12 protein-coding genes are annotated in these 15,441 nt (G+C 71.2%); 7 read left to right on the top strand and 5 right to left on the bottom strand.

The window, feature by feature from the left end:
• Positions 1–62: 62 nt before the first annotated feature.
• Positions 63–815: a peptidylprolyl isomerase gene (locus tag Q9R27_RS05765; protein WP_311251385.1), complete on the top strand. Its 753-nt coding sequence runs from the start codon at positions 63–65 to the stop codon at positions 813–815.
• Positions 816–825: 10 nt separating this feature from the next.
• Here the strand turns inward: Q9R27_RS05765 and Q9R27_RS05760 are convergent, their stop codons facing one another.
• Both Q9R27_RS05760 and Q9R27_RS05755 read right to left on the bottom strand, forming a co-directional pair.
• Complete coding sequence (locus Q9R27_RS05760) at positions 826–1,737, bottom strand: oxidoreductase (protein WP_311251384.1); 912 nt, start codon at positions 1,735–1,737, stop codon at positions 826–828.
• Between the two features lie 5 nt (positions 1,738–1,742).
• Positions 1,743–2,186, bottom strand: coding sequence for an OsmC family protein (locus tag Q9R27_RS05755; RefSeq protein WP_311251383.1), 444 nt, complete (start codon positions 2,184–2,186; stop codon positions 1,743–1,745).
• 115 nt (positions 2,187–2,301) lie between these two features.
• Between Q9R27_RS05755 and Q9R27_RS05750 the strand changes: the two genes are divergently transcribed.
• A complete protein-coding gene (locus Q9R27_RS05750; RefSeq protein WP_311251382.1) occupies positions 2,302–2,580 on the top strand; it encodes a Fe-S cluster assembly protein HesB in 279 nt (92 codons plus the stop codon).
• A 43-nt stretch (positions 2,581–2,623) separates the two neighbouring features.
• On the opposite strand, the gene Q9R27_RS05745 is transcribed toward Q9R27_RS05750, so the two are convergent.
• A complete protein-coding gene (locus Q9R27_RS05745) occupies positions 2,624–2,764 on the bottom strand; it encodes a hypothetical protein (RefSeq protein WP_311251381.1) in 141 nt (46 codons plus the stop codon).
• Positions 2,765–2,919: 155 nt separating this feature from the next.
• On the opposite strand from Q9R27_RS05745, the gene pepN reads away from it, so the two are divergent.
• Genes pepN through Q9R27_RS05725 form a run of 4 tightly spaced genes read left to right on the top strand, consistent with a single transcriptional unit; the run spans position 2,920 to position 10,548 of the window.
• Positions 2,920–5,382 (top strand): aminopeptidase N, encoded by a 2,463-nt coding sequence (gene pepN, locus Q9R27_RS05740; RefSeq protein WP_311251380.1) that lies wholly within the window; start codon positions 2,920–2,922, stop codon positions 5,380–5,382.
• 35 nt (positions 5,383–5,417) lie between these two features.
• Positions 5,418–6,587 (top strand): exonuclease SbcCD subunit D, encoded by a 1,170-nt coding sequence (locus tag Q9R27_RS05735; protein ID WP_311251379.1) that lies wholly within the window; start codon positions 5,418–5,420, stop codon positions 6,585–6,587.
• Positions 6,587–9,586, top strand: coding sequence for an SMC family ATPase (locus Q9R27_RS05730; protein WP_311251378.1), 3,000 nt, complete (start codon positions 6,587–6,589; stop codon positions 9,584–9,586). Before Q9R27_RS05735 ends, Q9R27_RS05730 begins: the two co-directional genes overlap by 1 nt.
• A gap of 59 nt (positions 9,587–9,645) precedes the next feature.
• On the top strand, positions 9,646–10,548 hold the full coding sequence (locus Q9R27_RS05725; RefSeq protein ID WP_311251377.1) for an alpha/beta hydrolase: 903 nt from the start codon (positions 9,646–9,648) through the stop codon (positions 10,546–10,548).
• Here Q9R27_RS05725 and Q9R27_RS05720 read toward each other — a convergent pair whose 3' ends face one another.
• Positions 10,549–11,940 carry a wax ester/triacylglycerol synthase family O-acyltransferase gene (locus tag Q9R27_RS05720; RefSeq protein ID WP_311251376.1) on the bottom strand — a complete coding sequence of 464 codons (1,392 nt, stop codon included), beginning with the start codon at positions 11,938–11,940 and terminating at the stop codon, positions 10,549–10,551. It abuts the gene before it with no gap.
• A gap of 82 nt (positions 11,941–12,022) precedes the next feature.
• Here Q9R27_RS05720 and Q9R27_RS05715 point away from each other — a divergent pair, with 82 nt between their 5' ends.
• Entirely contained in the window at positions 12,023–13,312 is a 1,290-nt protein-coding gene (locus Q9R27_RS05715) for an alpha/beta hydrolase (protein WP_311251375.1), read from the top strand.
• On the opposite strand, the gene Q9R27_RS05710 is transcribed toward Q9R27_RS05715, so the two are convergent.
• Positions 13,313–15,412 (bottom strand): acyl-CoA dehydrogenase, encoded by a 2,100-nt coding sequence (locus Q9R27_RS05710; protein WP_311251374.1) that lies wholly within the window; start codon positions 15,410–15,412, stop codon positions 13,313–13,315.
• Positions 15,413–15,441: the final 29 nt, after the last annotated feature.

Raw genomic sequence — 15,441 nt, 5'->3', positions numbered from 1 at the left:
GCTCCCCGTCGCATGCCGCACCGCCTCCTTGGTGATGGTGCGCGGGCGACTACCCTTCAACCATGCTGAAGCGAACCCTTGCCGCGCTGGCCGCCGCGTCCCTGCTCACGCTTGCCGCCTGCGGCAGCGACGACGACTCCAACGCGGACGGCACGCCGAGCCCGACGCCGAGCGCATCCTCGCCTGAGGCGTCCTCCCCCGAGCCCTCGGCCGACGCCTCGGCCGACGCCTCCTCCGGAGCGGCCGAGCCCGGCGGCACCTGTGAGTACGTCGCCAGCCCCGGCGCCGCACGCGAGGTCAACCCGCCGCCGGCCACGCCAACCCACACCGGGAAGGTCTCCGCGACGATCAAGACCAACGTCGGTGACATCCCGATCACCCTGCACGGTGACACCGCCCCGTGCACCGTCAACTCGTTCATCTCGCTGGCCGAGCAGGACTTCTACGACGACACCCCTTGCCCGCGGATGGGCTACCAGACCGGCTTCGCGATCCTGCAGTGCGGTGACCCGACCGGCACCGGGGCCGGCGGTCCGGGTTACCAGTTCGCTGATGAGTTGAGCGGGACCGAGACCTACCCGGCCGGCACCATTGCCATGGCCAACGCCGGACCGAACACCAACGGGTCGCAGTTCTTCCTGGTCTTCGCCGACTCCGGCTTCCCGCCCAACTACACCGTCTTCGGCACCATCGACCAGGCCGGCATCGACCTGCTGCTGAAGGTCGGCGAAAAGGGCGAGGACGGCTCGCACCCGGCCGGCGGCGGCGCGCCGAACCAGCCGGTGGACTTCACCGACGTGGTGATCAACGACTGACCGCGAGGAGTCAACGACTGACCAGGGGGAACTCCACCCCGGTCATCGCCTCCGACGCCTCCCACAGCGCACGGGCAACCTCCGGATCGCTCGCCCGGCGACTCCGCGGTGCTGGCGCGGGCAGGCCGAAGAACCCACCCGGCCCGTGCGGCCCGAAGTAGCTGTCCCCCGGGACATCCGCAGTTGCGGCGTACAGGATCGGGAGCGCACCCCGCCAGGGACGCTGCCCGACCAGTGCGTTGCCGGCCCGCCCCAGGGAGGTGAACGCCTTGCTCCCGGTGCCGCCGGTGATCCCAGTGGCGGCGTACCCGGGGTGGCCGCCGACCGAGCGGAGCGTGGAGCCCACGGCCTCGAGGCGCCGCTGGAGTTCGCCCATGAAGAGCAGGTTGGCCTGTTTGCTCTGGGCATAGCCCGCATAGGGCCGGTAGCCACGCTCGAGGTGCAGGTCCGCCGGGTCGAGGCGTCCCTGCCAGTGAGCAGCGGAACCGACCATGACCACGCGGTCGCCCAGGCGCGGCAGCAGCAGGTTGGTCAGCGCGAACGGCCCCAGGTGGTTGGTGGCCAGTTGCATCTCGAACCCGTCGATGCTGCGCGCCTGCGGGATGGCCATCACGCCCGCGTTGTTGATCAACACGTCGACTTCCCGGATCCCGGCCGCGAACGCGCCGACCGAGGCGATGTCGGACAGGTCGATCCGGCGTACCTCGAGGCTGCCGCTCGCGCCGGTACGCCGTACCCGTTCGGCGGCCTCCCGCCCGGCCTCGACATTGCGTACGCCGAGCACCACGTGAGCGCCCGCGGCGGCCAGCGCACGGGTCATCTCCAGGCCAAGACCGCCAGTGGCACCGGTGACCACGAAGCGGCGTCCGGCCTGGGACGGGAGCGAATCGCCGGACCATACCGGCTTGCGCAGCAACGGCATGCCGGTCAGGACGTTCCCTGGACGAACTCGACCGGCGAACCGAGGCTGACGGTCCGGCTGACCGTGCAGAGCCGGTCGCGTGACTGCTCGATGGCGCGCGGCAGGAAGTCGCGGGCCCGATCGCCGTCGGGACCCTCGGGGAAGGTGATCGAGAACTCGACCCGGAGATCGGTCATGTGGTTGCCGTCCTCGTCGCGCACCTTCTCACCGCTGGCGCTCACCCGGAAGTCGAGCGGTTGGGCACGCTTGCCGGTGATCAGGTCGACGTCGATGGAGCTGCAGCCGGCAATCGCGGCGAGGAGCAACTCCACCGGTGTGAAGTCCGGGTCCTCCCCCATGCCGATCGGGAGTACGCCGCCACGGGCGTTGGTGGCCTTGTAGCGGCCCTTCCCGATCCGTTCGAGGCTGACCGAGCGGGTGGCGTCGTTGGGGGCTTCGTCAGTGGTCATGCCCACGAGGGTGCCAGATCGCGCGTCGGCGCGCCCGGGATCCCACGTCCCTTGTTTCTCGCCACGGGCCGCGCAAGGGTGAGGGGGTCATGCACGCAATCCGAGAAGGAGAGCCATGCTCACCCTGACCGAGAACGCCAGCACGATCGTCAAGCAGATCGCAGGCCAGGACGACGCCACCGTCGGCCTGCGGATCACCAGTGAAGCGGGGGCCGAGAACGCCTTCGCGGTCAGCGCGGCCGGTTCGGCCGAGCCGGGTGACCAGGTGGTGGAGCAGGACGGGGCCACCGTCTACCTCGACGAGCCAGCGTCCGTCCAGCTGGACGACAAGGTGCTCGATGCCGCTGTGGACGACCAGGGCGGCGTGCAGTTCGCGCTCGCGCCGCAGGCCTGATCGTCACTTCCGCCGGTACGACGCCGGCGTGGCGTGGACGGTCTCAGAGCCGTCCGCGTCGCGCCCGGCGCTCGGCGCGGGCCTCGGCCCGGGCCAACTGGAGGTCCCTGAGCCAGACGGGGTTCTGCTCGTGGCGAATCTGATCGGCGACGACCGCCTGGGCCACGTACAGCTGCGACTGCATTGCTTTTCCTGTTCCTTCCGCGCCTTCGGCGCCCTTCGATCTGCGTAATTGGACGGCGCTCCTGCGCCTCTTACAGTCTAGTTGGTACAGTTATGGCTCTGTGCCAAATCCGGGGTGATCTCGACCACCCCTGCACGGGCTCGTAGGCTGGCCGGGTGACCACCACCGAAGCGCCCTTCCACAGCCTCACCCGCGACGAAGCCGCCGAGCGGTTCGCACTCCTCGACGTCACGTCGTACGACGTGGTCCTGGACCTCGCCACCAGCCCGGAGACCTTCACCTCGCGCACCACCCTGCGGTTCACCAGCCGCGGCGGTGCGACGTTCGTCGACCTCAAGGCACGCCACGTCGAACGGATCACCCTGGACGGGGCCGAGATCCCGGGCTCCGCCGTCGTACGCGGACGACTCCCGCTCGACACCACGCCCGGTGAGCACGAACTCGTCGTCGACGCAGTGATGGGCTTCCGCAACGACGGTGAGGGCCTGCACCGCAGCGTCGACCCGGCCGACGGTGAGGCCTACGTCTACGGCATGTCGTTCATGGACGCAGCGCCGAGCATCTTCGCCTGCTTCGACCAGCCGGACCTGAAGGCCCCCTTCACCCTCCACGTCACCGCTCCCCCGCACTGGCACGTGGTCGGCAACGCGCCGGGCGAGCAGGTCGAGCCCGGCACCTGGGAGTTCGCGACCACACCGCCGCTCTCGACGTACTTCGTCACCCTGGTCGCCGGCCCGTGGCACCTGATCCGCGACGAACACGACGGCATCCCGCTCTCGCTCAGCGCGCGCCACTCCATCGCCGCGCACCTGGACAAGGACGCCGACGAACTGCTCACCCTGACCCGCCAGTGCTTCGACGAGTTCCACCGCCTCTTCGGGATCCGCTACCCGTTCGGCAACTACCACCAGGCGTTCGTGCCGGAGTTCAACGCCGGCGCCATGGAGAACCCCGGCTGCGTCACCTTCCGCGACCCGCTCGTCTTCACCAGCAAGGTGACCCGCAGCCAGCGGATCCAGCGCGCCACCACGGTCGCGCACGAGATGGCCCACCAGTGGTTCGGCAACATCGTCACCCCGAAGTGGTGGGACGACCTGTGGCTCAACGAATCGTTCGCCGAATACATGGGCAACCGGGTGACCGCCGACGTCACCCAGTACGACGACGCGTGGGTGCACGTCTCCTATGCCCGGCGCCAGTGGGGCCTGGTGGCCGACCAGCGCCCCAGCACCCACCCGGTCGCCGGCAACGGTGCCGCCGATGCGCTCTCCGCGTTGCAGGACTTCGACGGCATCTCCTATGCCAAGGGGTCCACGATCCTCAAGCAACTCAACGCGACGCTGGGCGACGACGTCTTCTTCGCCGGAGCCATCGACCACTTCGAGCGCAACCGCTTCGGCAACGCCACCATGGCCGACCTCTTCGCCTCCTGGGAGCGCGCCGGAGCCGGTGACCTCTCCGGTTTCACCACCAACTGGCTGCGCACCGCCGGCGCGGACACCCTCGAACTCGACCGGGCCGCGGGCGTGATCACCAGCACCGCCCCCGCGGAGCATCCCGCCGAACGCACCCACGCCATCGACCTCCTCACCCGCACTCCGCAGGGCGACTGGACCGCCCAGCCAGCCGTGGTCGCCCCGGGCAGGACGCCGGTGCAGGTCGCGGCGGACGCAGCGGTCCTGATCGACCCGGCCCAGGCCACCTGGGCGCTGCCGCTGCCCGACCCGGCCTCCGTGACGGCGTACCCGGAGGCGATGGCCTCGACCACCGACCCGGTGCTCCGCTCGGGCATCTGGAACTCGATGCGCTCGGCGCTGCACAACGCACGCGTCTCCCCCACCGAGGTGATCGACGTCGCCGTGGCGGCCATCCCGACCGAGACCAACGACGACGCGCTGGCCTACACGCTGCCCTACCTGAGCAGGAAGGTGGCGGCCCTCTCCGCCGAACCGTCCGTCGCCCTGGGCCGCCTCCACGACGCCTGTCAGGCACTCCTGGAGCGCGCCGAAGCCGGCAGCACCGTCCAGCTCGCGGCCTTCCAGGGGGCCGTCGACACCTGCACCGCGGTCGACGTACTCCAGGCGTGGCGCCGCGGTGCTGACCTGCCCGCCGGCGTGGAACTCGATGACGACCTCCGCTGGCGGGTCCTGGTCCGACTGGCCACACTGGATGCCGTCGGCGTGGACGAACTCGACGCCGAACTGGCCCAGGCCCCCTCGACCAAGTCCGGGGTGGAGCACGCCCGCGCGCTGAGCAGCCGGCCACATGCCGAGGCCAAGGCATGGGCGTGGCAACGCTTCGACGGGTCGGCTCCGGCCAGCAACTACGAGCTCGCCGCCTGCGCTGCCGGGTTGTGGCGCCCCGGGCAGGAAGCCGTCACCGCACCGTACGTCGAGCGCTACTTCGCCGAGTTGCCCGGTGCCGCCCGCCATCACTCCGGATGGGTGCTGGGGGATGTGACCGCGCTCTTCTTCCCGATCACGGCGCTGGAGGATGCGACCGTGGCCCGGGCTCGTGAGGTGCTGGGCCGCGACGATCTGGACCTGACCATCCGGCGCAACCTGGTCGACATGGTCGACGAACTGGAGCGGCGGATCGCCATCGTCCGCGCGTCCTGACGGGTTGTGTCGGACCCCCGTCCTAGGTTCTTCGTGTGCGCATCCTCCACACCTCCGACTGGCACCTGGGCCGCTCCTTCCACCGCGAAGGACTGCTCGGTCACCAGGCTGCGTACGTCGACCACCTGCTCGAGGTGATCGATGCCGAGCAGGTGGACCTGGTCGTGGTGGCCGGGGACATCTACGACCGCGCGCTGCCACCGGTCGACGCGGTCCGCTTGGCGAACGAGGCCTTCACCCGGATCGCGCACTCGCGGGCCCGCCTGGTAGTCACCAGCGGCAACCACGACTCTGCCCAGCGACTCGGCTTCGGGGCCGACCTGATGGACGCTGCCGGGGTCCACATCCGGGCCAGTGCGCTCTCGGTCGGTACGCCGGTGCTCCTCGAGGACGAACACGGGACGGTCGCCGTCCATGGCCTGCCCTACCTGGACCCGGACCTGCTCCACGAGCCGTGGCAACTCCCCGCGCGCAGCCATGAGGCCGTGGTGGGCGAGGCGATGCGCCGGGTCCGTGCCGACCTGGCCACCCGGCCCGGCGTCCGTTCCGTGGTGATGGCACACGGCTTCTTCTCCAGCGCTGCCAGGCCGGTGGAGACCAGCGACTCCGAGCGCGACATCAGCGTCGGTGGCGTCTCGATGGTCTCCACGGACGTCTTCGACGGCATCGACTATGCCGCGCTGGGTCACCTGCACGGGCGCCACACCCTGACCGAGACCGTCCGCTACAGCGGATCCCCGCTGGCCTACTCGTTCTCCGAGGCCCACCACCGCAAGGGCTCCTGGCTGGTCGACCTCGGTGCCGCCGGAGTGACCTCGACCGAGTTCATCGACGCACCGGTCCCCCGCCGCCTGGCCCGGATCTCGGGGACCCTGGCCGACCTGCTCGCGGACGCGTCGCTGGCCCGCCACGAGGACGCGTGGGTCCAGGCCACCCTGACCGACGCCGTCCGCCCCGCCCAGGCGATGGAGCGCCTGCGCCGCCGCTTCCCGCACACGCTGGTGCTCTCCTTCCAGCCCCCGGGCGGCCACCGCCCGGGCTCGGCGGGAGCCGCCGTGGCCGCGGGCCGCTCGGACCACGAGATCGCCCTGGACTTCGTCGACGCACTGCGCGGGCGACCGGCCTCCCCCGCTGAGGCAGCCTTGCTGCGAGATGCCTGCGACGCCTGCTCACCCGACCGCGATCTGGACACGGTGGTGAGCTGATGAGGCTGCACCACCTCAGCGCCACGGCGTTCGGCCCCTTCGCCGAGACCGTCACCGTTGACTTCGACGAACTCTCCGCAGCAGGGCTCTTCCTGCTCTCCGGGCCCACCGGCGCCGGCAAGACCTCCGTGCTCGATGCAGTCGCGTTCGCCCTGTACGGCGACGTGCCCGGCGACCGGAGCACGGCCCGCTCCCTGCGCAGTGACCACGCCGCACCCGGCGTCGCCCCGCGCGTGGTCCTCCAGGCGACGATGGCCGGGCGCAGGTTCCGGATCACCCGCTCTCCCCAGTGGACGAGGCCCAAGAAGCGCGGCACCGGCACCACCACCGAGCAGGCCCACGTCGTCATCGAGGAACGCGTCGACGACGAGTGGTCGCCGCTGTCCAACCGGATCGACGAGACCGGCCACCTCATCACCGGCCTCCTCGGCATGAACATGACCCAGTTCTGCCAGGTCGCGATGCTCCCCCAAGGTGAGTTCCAGGCGTTCCTGCGAGCCAGTTCCCTCGAGCGGCACAAGTTGCTGCAGCAACTCTTCAGCACCCGCCGCTTCCAGGACATCGAGCAGTGGGTGCGCGACCACGCCCGCCAACTCGGTCGCGATGCCGCCGAAGCGGAGCGCGACGTGGCACGCGCGATCGACCGGATCGTGGAGGCCAGCGACACCCCACTGCCCGCGGAGTGGGAAGCCGACCAGCTCGGCACGCTCGCTGACGACGGCGCCCTGGGCGACTGGGTATCGAGTCAGGTGGAGGCGGCCGCCAACGGCGCCGAGGCAGCCGAAAGCGAGGTAGCCCGGACTGCGACCGCACTGGACCGGGTCAGCCAGGCTGCCAGCGAGGGCCAGCGGGTCACCGCCCTCCAGCAGCGCGGGCGCGAGGCACAGGCGGAGTCGTCCCGCCTGGCAGCGGAGTCCGCGGACCAGCAGGTGCGACGCGACCGGCTCGCCCTGGCCCACAGGTCCGCGCCGATGGAACCACTGCATCGCCACGCACGGAGCGCCCGGGCGAGCGCCGAACGCGCAGCCCAGGAGGCCGCGACGGCCTGGCAGCAGGCCGCGGCCGCGCTGGGCGATTCCGATCCGGACCGCGACACCGTCCTGGCCGGTGCCCGGGCCGCACGTGACCGTGCCGCCGTCGCGACAGCACTGCGACCACGCGAGCCCGAGCTGGCTCGCCTCCACGACCAGGTCCGCGACGGTCGCGAGCAGGCGACCCGCCTGGAGGCCGACCTGGGTCGACGCCGCCAGCAGGTGGCCGAATTGCCGGCCCGGGTCACCCAGCTCGAGGGTGACCTCGGCCCGGTACGCCGCCAGGGCGATCAGGTCGACGAGTTCGAGCGCACCCTGGCCGGCGTGGCCGAGCGCATCGACGCCGCCGAGCGCCTGGTGGAGGTCCGCGCCGCCGCCGAGCGCGCCCGCACCCACCGCGACGAGGTGGTGGAGCAATGCCTGGCCCTCAAGGAGGACTGGCTGGAGGTCCGCGAGCAGCGCATCGCGGGCATCGCCGCCGAGTTGGCCCACGACCTGGCCGTCGGCGGATCCTGCCCGGTCTGCGGCTCCGCCGACCATCCGCACAAGGCCGAGGCGACCCCGGGCGCCCCCTCAGCCGCGACCGAGAAGGCTGCCCGCAAGCGCCTCGACGACGCCGAGTTGACCCGGACGGCCGCAGAGGCAGCCCTGCACGAGTCGTCCCTCACGCTCGCTGCCCTGGAGCAGCAGGTCGATGGCGTACCGCTGGAGGACCTCACCACCGAACAGGCTGAGGTGACCGCTCAGCTCACCGCAGCGCGCGCCGCCGTCCAGCGTGGCCATGAGTTGGAGACCGAGCTCGCCCGGGCGCGGGCAGACCTGGAGAGGGCGCGCACCGAGCAGGCCGCGCTGGAGGTCGAACTGGCGACCACGCGGGCCGCGACGGACGCAGACGCGGCGGCCGCCGAGCGGTTGCGCGCCGAGATCGACGACGTACGGGGCAACCACGCCGACCTGGCCGCCTTGGTCGCGGCCGAGACGACCCTGGCCGACACGTGTGAGGCCGCCGTGCGCACGCGTGACCGGGCCAGCCAGGCCGCACAGGTCGCCGATGACGCCGACCAGGCACTCACCGATTGGTTGTCGGCACATGACTTCGATGACGTCGACCAGGCCCTGGAGGCCCTGCTCACCGAAGCCGGGACGCGGGCACTCCAGGAGGCCATCGACGCCCACGACCGCTCTCTCGAGCGGGTCGCCGTCGTCCTCGACGATCCGGAGGTCAGCGCAGCACTCGCCCTGGACACGCCCGACCTCACCGCCCTCGAGGCGGCCGTCGCACAGGCCCGCGGCGAGCAGGAGCGCGCCCGGGGCGCGGCCACCCTCGCCCAGCGGCGCAAGGAACGGCTCACCGCCCTCGACGAGGAGCTCACCGCCGCCCTGGCTCGCTGGGCACCGCTGCGTGCGGACCACCTGGTGGCCGCCGAACTGGCCGCATTCGTGGAGGGCAAGTCGGCGGAGAACGAGTTGCGGATGCGCCTCTCCGCCTATGTCCTGGCCTGGCGCCTGGGCCAGGTCGTGGCCGCGGCGAACGAGCGGCTGGTCCGGATGAGCGATGGGCGCTACACCCTGGAGCACTCCGATCGCCGGGGCGGTGGCGAGGCCCGCGGCGGCCTGAGCCTGCGCGTCCTGGACGAGTGGTCCGGCGAGTCACGCGATCCGGTCACCCTCAGCGGGGGCGAGACGTTCGTGGTCTCCCTGGCCCTCGCGCTGGGGTTGGCCGACGTGGTCACCCGTGAGGTCGGCGGCGCAGAACTGGACACCCTCTTCGTCGACGAGGGGTTCGGCTCGCTCGACGCCGACACCCTCGATGACGTGATGGACACCCTGGACAGCCTGCGCGAGGGTGGCCGCGTGGTCGGGGTGGTCAGCCACGTCTCGGAGATGCGCAGCCGGATCCCGACCCGACTGGCGGTCACCAAGGACCGGACCGGCTCCACCCTGGCGATCGTCCACGCCCAGGGCTGATTCCTGCCCCACACCGGCCGCAAAACTGTAACCTGTTCCAGTAACGGACAGGAGACCCAGTGATCACCTCACCGCGCCAGTTGCTGCGCACCGCGGTCCACATGCCCGGGGCCGAGGTGCCCGTGGGCGCCATGGTGGACCTTCCCGGGCGTGGCTCCACGTTCGTCACCGACACCCCCGGCCCCCACCCGGACTCCCCTGCCATCGTGCTGCTCCATGCCCTGGGCACCACCGGCCTACTGACCTGGTATCCCACCATCCCGGCACTGGCCGGGCGCTTCCGCGTGATCACCCTCGACCAGCGCTGGCACGGGCGCGGGATCACCTCCGACGAGTTCTCCCTCGCCGACTGCGCCGACGACGCGGTTGCCCTGCTGGACGTGCTGGGGATCGAGCGCGCCCTCTTCGGTGGCTTCTCGATGGGCTCGATCGTGGCCCAGCGGGTCTGGCGCCAGCACCCGGGCCGCGTGGCCGGCCTGGTCCTGGGGGCCACCACGGACCGGTTCCGCAGCACCGTCTCCGAGCGGGTCTTCCACCAGGCGATGGAACTGTCCATGGGGACGCTGCGCGGCCTGGCCCAGTCGCGTACGGCGTCGCGCGCCCTGCGCAGTGCGGGCGAGGCGCTGGACCTGGCGCCGTCCGACATCCACGACTTCGCCCTGGCCGAGTTCCGTTCCACGAGTCCGTGGGCGGTGGCCCAGGCCGTCGCCGCGCTGGGGCGCCACCACTCCCGCCCCTGGCTGGGCAAGATCGACGTGCCCGTCGCGGTCGTGGTCACCCTGCGCGACAAGGTGATCGAGCCGCAGCGCCAGTTCGACCTGGCCCGTCGGATCCCCGGCGCGACCATCCATGAGATCGACGCCGGGCACGCCAGCGTGGTGCTGGAGGCCGAGGTCTTCGTGCCGGCCTTCGTCGAGGCGTGCTCGACCGTCCAGGCTCGGGTCGGCGACTTCGACGCCTGATCAGCGGGCGGCGACGGCCTCCTGGAGGCGTGCCATCTCGGTTGGGAAGTGCTTGACCAGCTCGTCCGGGTGGCGCACCGAGGAGCGGCAAGCGATCGCCCCGACGTGGACCTGGCCGTTGTTGGACATCACCGTGAGGTTGAGCCCGGCGCCGTGGAAGACCGGGCCGAGCGGATAGAGCGCGTCGATGCGGGCGCCCATGAAGTAGAGCGGGATCGGCGGGCCGGGCACGTTGGAGATGACCAAGTTGTGCACCACCGGGTGCTTCTCGGCCAGGCGGAGTCCGGCGTACGCCCGGACGGCGAGCCCGAAGGTCCGCGGGGCGGCGAACTCTGCCCAGTCCTGCAGCGCGTCGGCCGGGATCGCCTGCTGGTGCTCCTTGGCGTTGCGGTTGTCCTCGGCCATCTGCTCCAGGCGCTCGAGCGGATCCTCGATGTCGGTGCCGAGCTTGGCGAAGAGTGCCGAGACCTTGTTGGCGCCTCCGTCGCGCTGCGTCTTCTCCCGCACCGACACCGGCACGGTCGCCAGCAGCGTCGACGAGGGCAGTTCGCCGCGCTCGAGGAGATAGCTGCGCAGTGCACCACCGGCAATGGTGAGCACGACGTCGTTGACCGTCGCGCCGGTGGCGCTCTTCAGCGCCTTGATGTCGTCCAGTGGCAGGTCGGCGCAGGCGATCGTGCGCCGCCGGGTGATGGTGCCGTTGAAGGAGGTCCGCGGCGCGGTGAACGGTGCCGCCATCGCCGTGCCCGCCCGGGCCCGGCTGACGCTCTTGGTGACCAGTGCAGCAGAGGGGCGCAGCAGTCCGGGGATCCGCAACGGACGGCTGACCGTGCCCAGGACGCCACGCCCCAGGAGTTCCAGGCTGCCCGGTTCCCGGTCATTGGAGTGTTCTCCGATGGCGGCGATCGGGTCGTCGGTCGGGGTCAGGGAGCACAGGTGCGAGATCAGGTTCGAGCCGGACGCGCCGTCGACGGTGGCGTGGTGCATCTTGGAGAAGACCACGACCTTGTCGTCGTACCCCTCGATCACCCACATCTCCCACAACGGGCGGCTGCGGTCCATGGTGAGGCCGGCCAGGTGACCGCACAGGGCCATCAGTTCGTCGTACCCGCCGGCGGCCGGCAGTGCCAGGCGGTGCACGTGGTGTTCGATGTCGAAGTGCTGGTCGCGCACCCAGACCGGGTGGTCCAGGTCGAGCGGGACCCGCCGCAGGCGCCGGGTGAACTCGGGCACCTGGCTGACCCGGGACTCGATCGCGTCGCGGAGCCGCTCATAGGTGTAGGCCTCGGGCATGGTGGACGGATCCAGGACGATCAGGCCGCACACGTGCATGAGCTGCTCGGGCGTTTCGAGGTAGAGGAAGCTGGCATCGAGTCCGCTGAGTCGTTCCATGTCCGAATAGTACCCCCATTCCTAGAACCTGTTCTAGTTTTATGGCGTGGTTCACGTCAACTGACTGGTTGGGGTCGATAGCATGGACGACGTGTCCTACCTACGCCGCCAACTGATCACCGCCGCCCTCGTCGGCAACGCCCTCCGCCCCCTGCCCGGCATGCGCGCCGGCATCGGCTCCTTCGCAGCGGGGTGGTTCACCAACGAGATGGCCCCCCACCTGCTCGCCCTCACCGCCGCGGACACCGCGGCCCACCTGGCGCCGCGACGACGCAGCAAACTGGGCCTCGCCCTGGCCGCTGCCAGCACCGCGGGCCTGGTCCACGTGATCCGCTCCTCGCAACAGTTCAAGGACGGCGTCGAGGAGGCCCTGGTCGAGGGCATCGGCGTGGACTACGTGGAGCGCCTGGACGCTGCGCCGTCTCCTGCCGAACTGGCCACGGACTGGAAGTCGCTGGTCAACCCGTTCCGGATCGTCTCCCCCGACGTCGAGGTGACCCGCGACCTCGTCTACAACCCGGAGACCCGCAGCCGCGGACGCCTGGACATCTACCGCCCCCGCGGCGTGGACCTGGCCAAGGCTCCCGTCCTGCTCCAGGTCCACGGTGGCGCCTGGACGGTCGGCGACAAGAAGCAGCAGGGACTGCCGCTGATGTCCCACCTGGCCAGCAAGGGATGGGTCTGCGTGGCGATCAACTACCGCCTCGCCCCGCGCAATCCGTTCCCCGCACAGATCATCGACGTCAAGCGGGCGATCGCCTGGGTCAAGGAGAACATCGCCGACTACGGCGGCGACCCGGACTACATCGCGATCACCGGCGGGTCGGCCGGCGGCCACCTGACCGCACTCGCCGCCCTCACCCCCAACGACCCGCAGTTCCAGCCCGGCTTCGAGGACGCCGACACCTCCGTGCAGGTGGCGGTCCCGCACTACGGCGTCTACGACTTCGCCGGCGCCACCGGGATCTCCTGGGCCACCCAGATGCGCGACCGCTTCCTGGCACCGCGCGTGGTGAAGAAGCGGTGGACCGAGAACCCCGAGATCTTCGAGGCCGGCTCCCCCATCCTGCGGATCGGCCCGGATGCACCGGACTTCTTCGTGATGCACGGCACCAACGACACCCTGGTCGCCGTCGAACAGGCGCGCCTCTTCGTCAGCCGGCTCCGTGAGGTCTCCGACGCGTCCGTGGTGTACGCCGAGGTGCCCGGCGCCCAGCACGCCTACGACATCTTCAACTCGGTCCGATGCGGGCACGCGGTCAAGGCAGTCGACCGCTACCTGCACTGGCACTGGAACGGCTACCGCCAGGGCGTCGAGCCGTCCGAGGTGGACGCCGAGGAGATCATCGCGAACGCCGAAGCGGCGGACTGATCAGCGCGGCAGGCCCAGGATCCGCTCGGCAGCGACGTTGCGGAGCACCTGGGTGGTGCCGCCCGCGATCGAGAGGCACCGGGTGAGCAGTGCCTCGTGGACCGCAGCAGCGGCCTCCTCGCTGCCACTGGCCACCTGCTCGCCGAGCAGGTCCACCACGAGTTCCGAGGCGTCCTGGCGGTTCCGTACGCCGAGCAGTTTCGCCACGCTCGACTCGGCCCCGGGCCCCTGGCCGGCCAGTGACCGCAGCGTGGAACGGACCCCGAGCAGCGCACATACGGTGGCCAGCGCGACGGCGTGCCCGGTGCGGGCATGGGTCTCGGGGCGCCCCTCGCTGAGGCGCACCGCGCGCTCGACGCTGACGTCCAGCTTCGCGCCGGCCATCGCCACCCGCTCGTTGGCCAGCGTGGTCCGGGCCAGCCGCCACCCGTTGTCGACCTCGCCGACGACCATCTCGTCGGGCACGAAGACGTCATCGAGGAAGACCTCGTTGAAGAGGGCGTCGCCGGTCATCTCGCGCAGCGGCCGTACGTCGATCCCGTCACTGGTCATGTCCAGCAGGAAATAGCTGATCCCCTTGTGCTGCGGGGCCTCCGGATTGGTGCGGGCCAGGCAGATCGCCCAGTCCGCGTCCTGGGCCAGGGAGGTCCACACCTTCTGACCGGTCAGCCGCCAGCCACCCTCGGCCCGCACCGCCCGGGTGCGCAGCGAGGCCAGGTCGGAGCCGGCGCCGGGCTCGCTGAAGAGCTGGCACCAGGTGATCTCGCCGAGCAGGGTGGCGCGGACGAACCGCTCCCGCTGCGCGTCGGAGCCGTGCTCCAGGATCGTCGGCACCGCCCATGCCCCGATCTTGATGTCGGGTCGCTCCACCCCGGCCCCGGCCAGTTCGTCATCGATGACCAGTTGCTCCAGGGCCGAGGCGTCCAGCCCGTACGGCGCGGGCCAGTGCGGCATGTAGAGCCCGGCATCCACCAACGCACCCACCCGCCGATCGGGGTCCAGCGCGGCGATCTCCGCCGTCAGCGGTCGGATCTCGTCACGGACCGGCCCGTCCTCGCCGGCGAAGTCGATCTCCACCCGGCGCCGCTCGCCGGCGATGGCACGAGCGGCCAGCGCGGTCGCGTGCCGGTCACCGGTGCCGAGCAGGCTCCGCAGCGTCATCGCCCGGCGCAGGTAGAGGTGGGCGTCGTGCTCGAAGGTGAAGCCGATCCCGCCGTGCACCTGGATGCAGTCCTGGGCGACCTTGACCGCACCGTCCAGGGCGATCACCCCGGCGACGTCGGCCGCGAACGCTGCCTGGTCGCCCGCCGGTGCACTCGCGGCGTCCCACGCCGCGGCGGTGATCGCCTCGCAGGTCTCCAGCATCTCGGCGCACAGGTGCTTGATCGCCTGGAAGGAGCCGATCGGCTTGCCGAACTGCTCACGCACCCGGGCATGCTCGACCGCCGCGGCCAGGCACCAGCGGGCGATGCCCGAGGCCTCGGCGGCAGCCAGGGCGACCAACGTACGCCGCAGGGCCGCCGTGTCGAGGTCGTGGACACGGTCCACCTCGGCCAGGGACGCATCCACCTCCACGCGGCCGAAACGGTGGGTCAGGTCCGGCGCGATCCGTGCGGTGACCCGGACGCGCCGGCCCGGTACGACGTACCACGCGTCGTCGTCGGCGCCGAGCAGGAAGTGGGTGGCGCCCGGTGCGTCCCAGACCACCTCGACGTGTCCGGTCAGCCGGTCACCACTGGTGGCCAGGGTGGGCTCGGGGCCGAGGGCCATCCGTGCCTCGCCAGCGGCCAGGTCAGGTCCGAGCATCGGCACCAGCAGCGAGGCCGCGGCGGTGGCCAGCAGCGGCCCCGGGACGAGTTCGGCCGCGCACGCCTCCAGCGCCACCGCGAGGTCGAGGACCGATCCCCCGCCCCCGTCGGCGGCCTCCGGGACGGCCAGCCCGGGCAGGCCCATCTCGACCACGGCCTGCCACTGGTCGCCGAAGTCGGCGGAGGGGTCCTCCTCGGCCGCACGGACGGCGGTCACCGGGTCGAGGGAGGCTGCCCACTTGCGCAGGGTGCCGGCGAGTTCGCGGTGCTCGTCGCTGATGCCGAGGGACACGGATGCTCCTGGTGCCTGGAGGGAGAGTG

It is taken from the genome of Nocardioides sp. AE5 (assembly GCF_031844485.1).
In the GTDB taxonomy this organism is placed as follows: domain Bacteria; phylum Actinomycetota; class Actinomycetes; order Propionibacteriales; family Nocardioidaceae; genus Nocardioides.
This window is presented reverse-complemented; position numbering and strand designations above follow the sequence as displayed.

Coding starts and splice junctions, on each gene's coding strand:
- Q9R27_RS05720 (WP_311251376.1), bottom strand. CDS start 11,940: ATGGAACGACTCAGCGGACTCGATGCCAGCTTCCTCTACCTCGAAACG.
- Q9R27_RS05765 (WP_311251385.1), top strand. CDS start 63: ATGCTGAAGCGAACCCTTGCCGCGCTGGCCGCCGCGTCCCTGCTCACG.
- Q9R27_RS05730 (WP_311251378.1), top strand. CDS start 6,587: ATGAGGCTGCACCACCTCAGCGCCACGGCGTTCGGCCCCTTCGCCGAG.
- Q9R27_RS05755 (WP_311251383.1), bottom strand. CDS start 2,186: ATGACCACTGACGAAGCCCCCAACGACGCCACCCGCTCGGTCAGCCTC.
- Q9R27_RS05760 (WP_311251384.1), bottom strand. CDS start 1,737: ATGCCGTTGCTGCGCAAGCCGGTATGGTCCGGCGATTCGCTCCCGTCC.
- Q9R27_RS05745 (WP_311251381.1), bottom strand. CDS start 2,764: ATGCAGTCGCAGCTGTACGTGGCCCAGGCGGTCGTCGCCGATCAGATT.
- Q9R27_RS05715 (WP_311251375.1), top strand. CDS start 12,023: ATGGACGACGTGTCCTACCTACGCCGCCAACTGATCACCGCCGCCCTC.
- Q9R27_RS05750 (WP_311251382.1), top strand. CDS start 2,302: ATGCTCACCCTGACCGAGAACGCCAGCACGATCGTCAAGCAGATCGCA.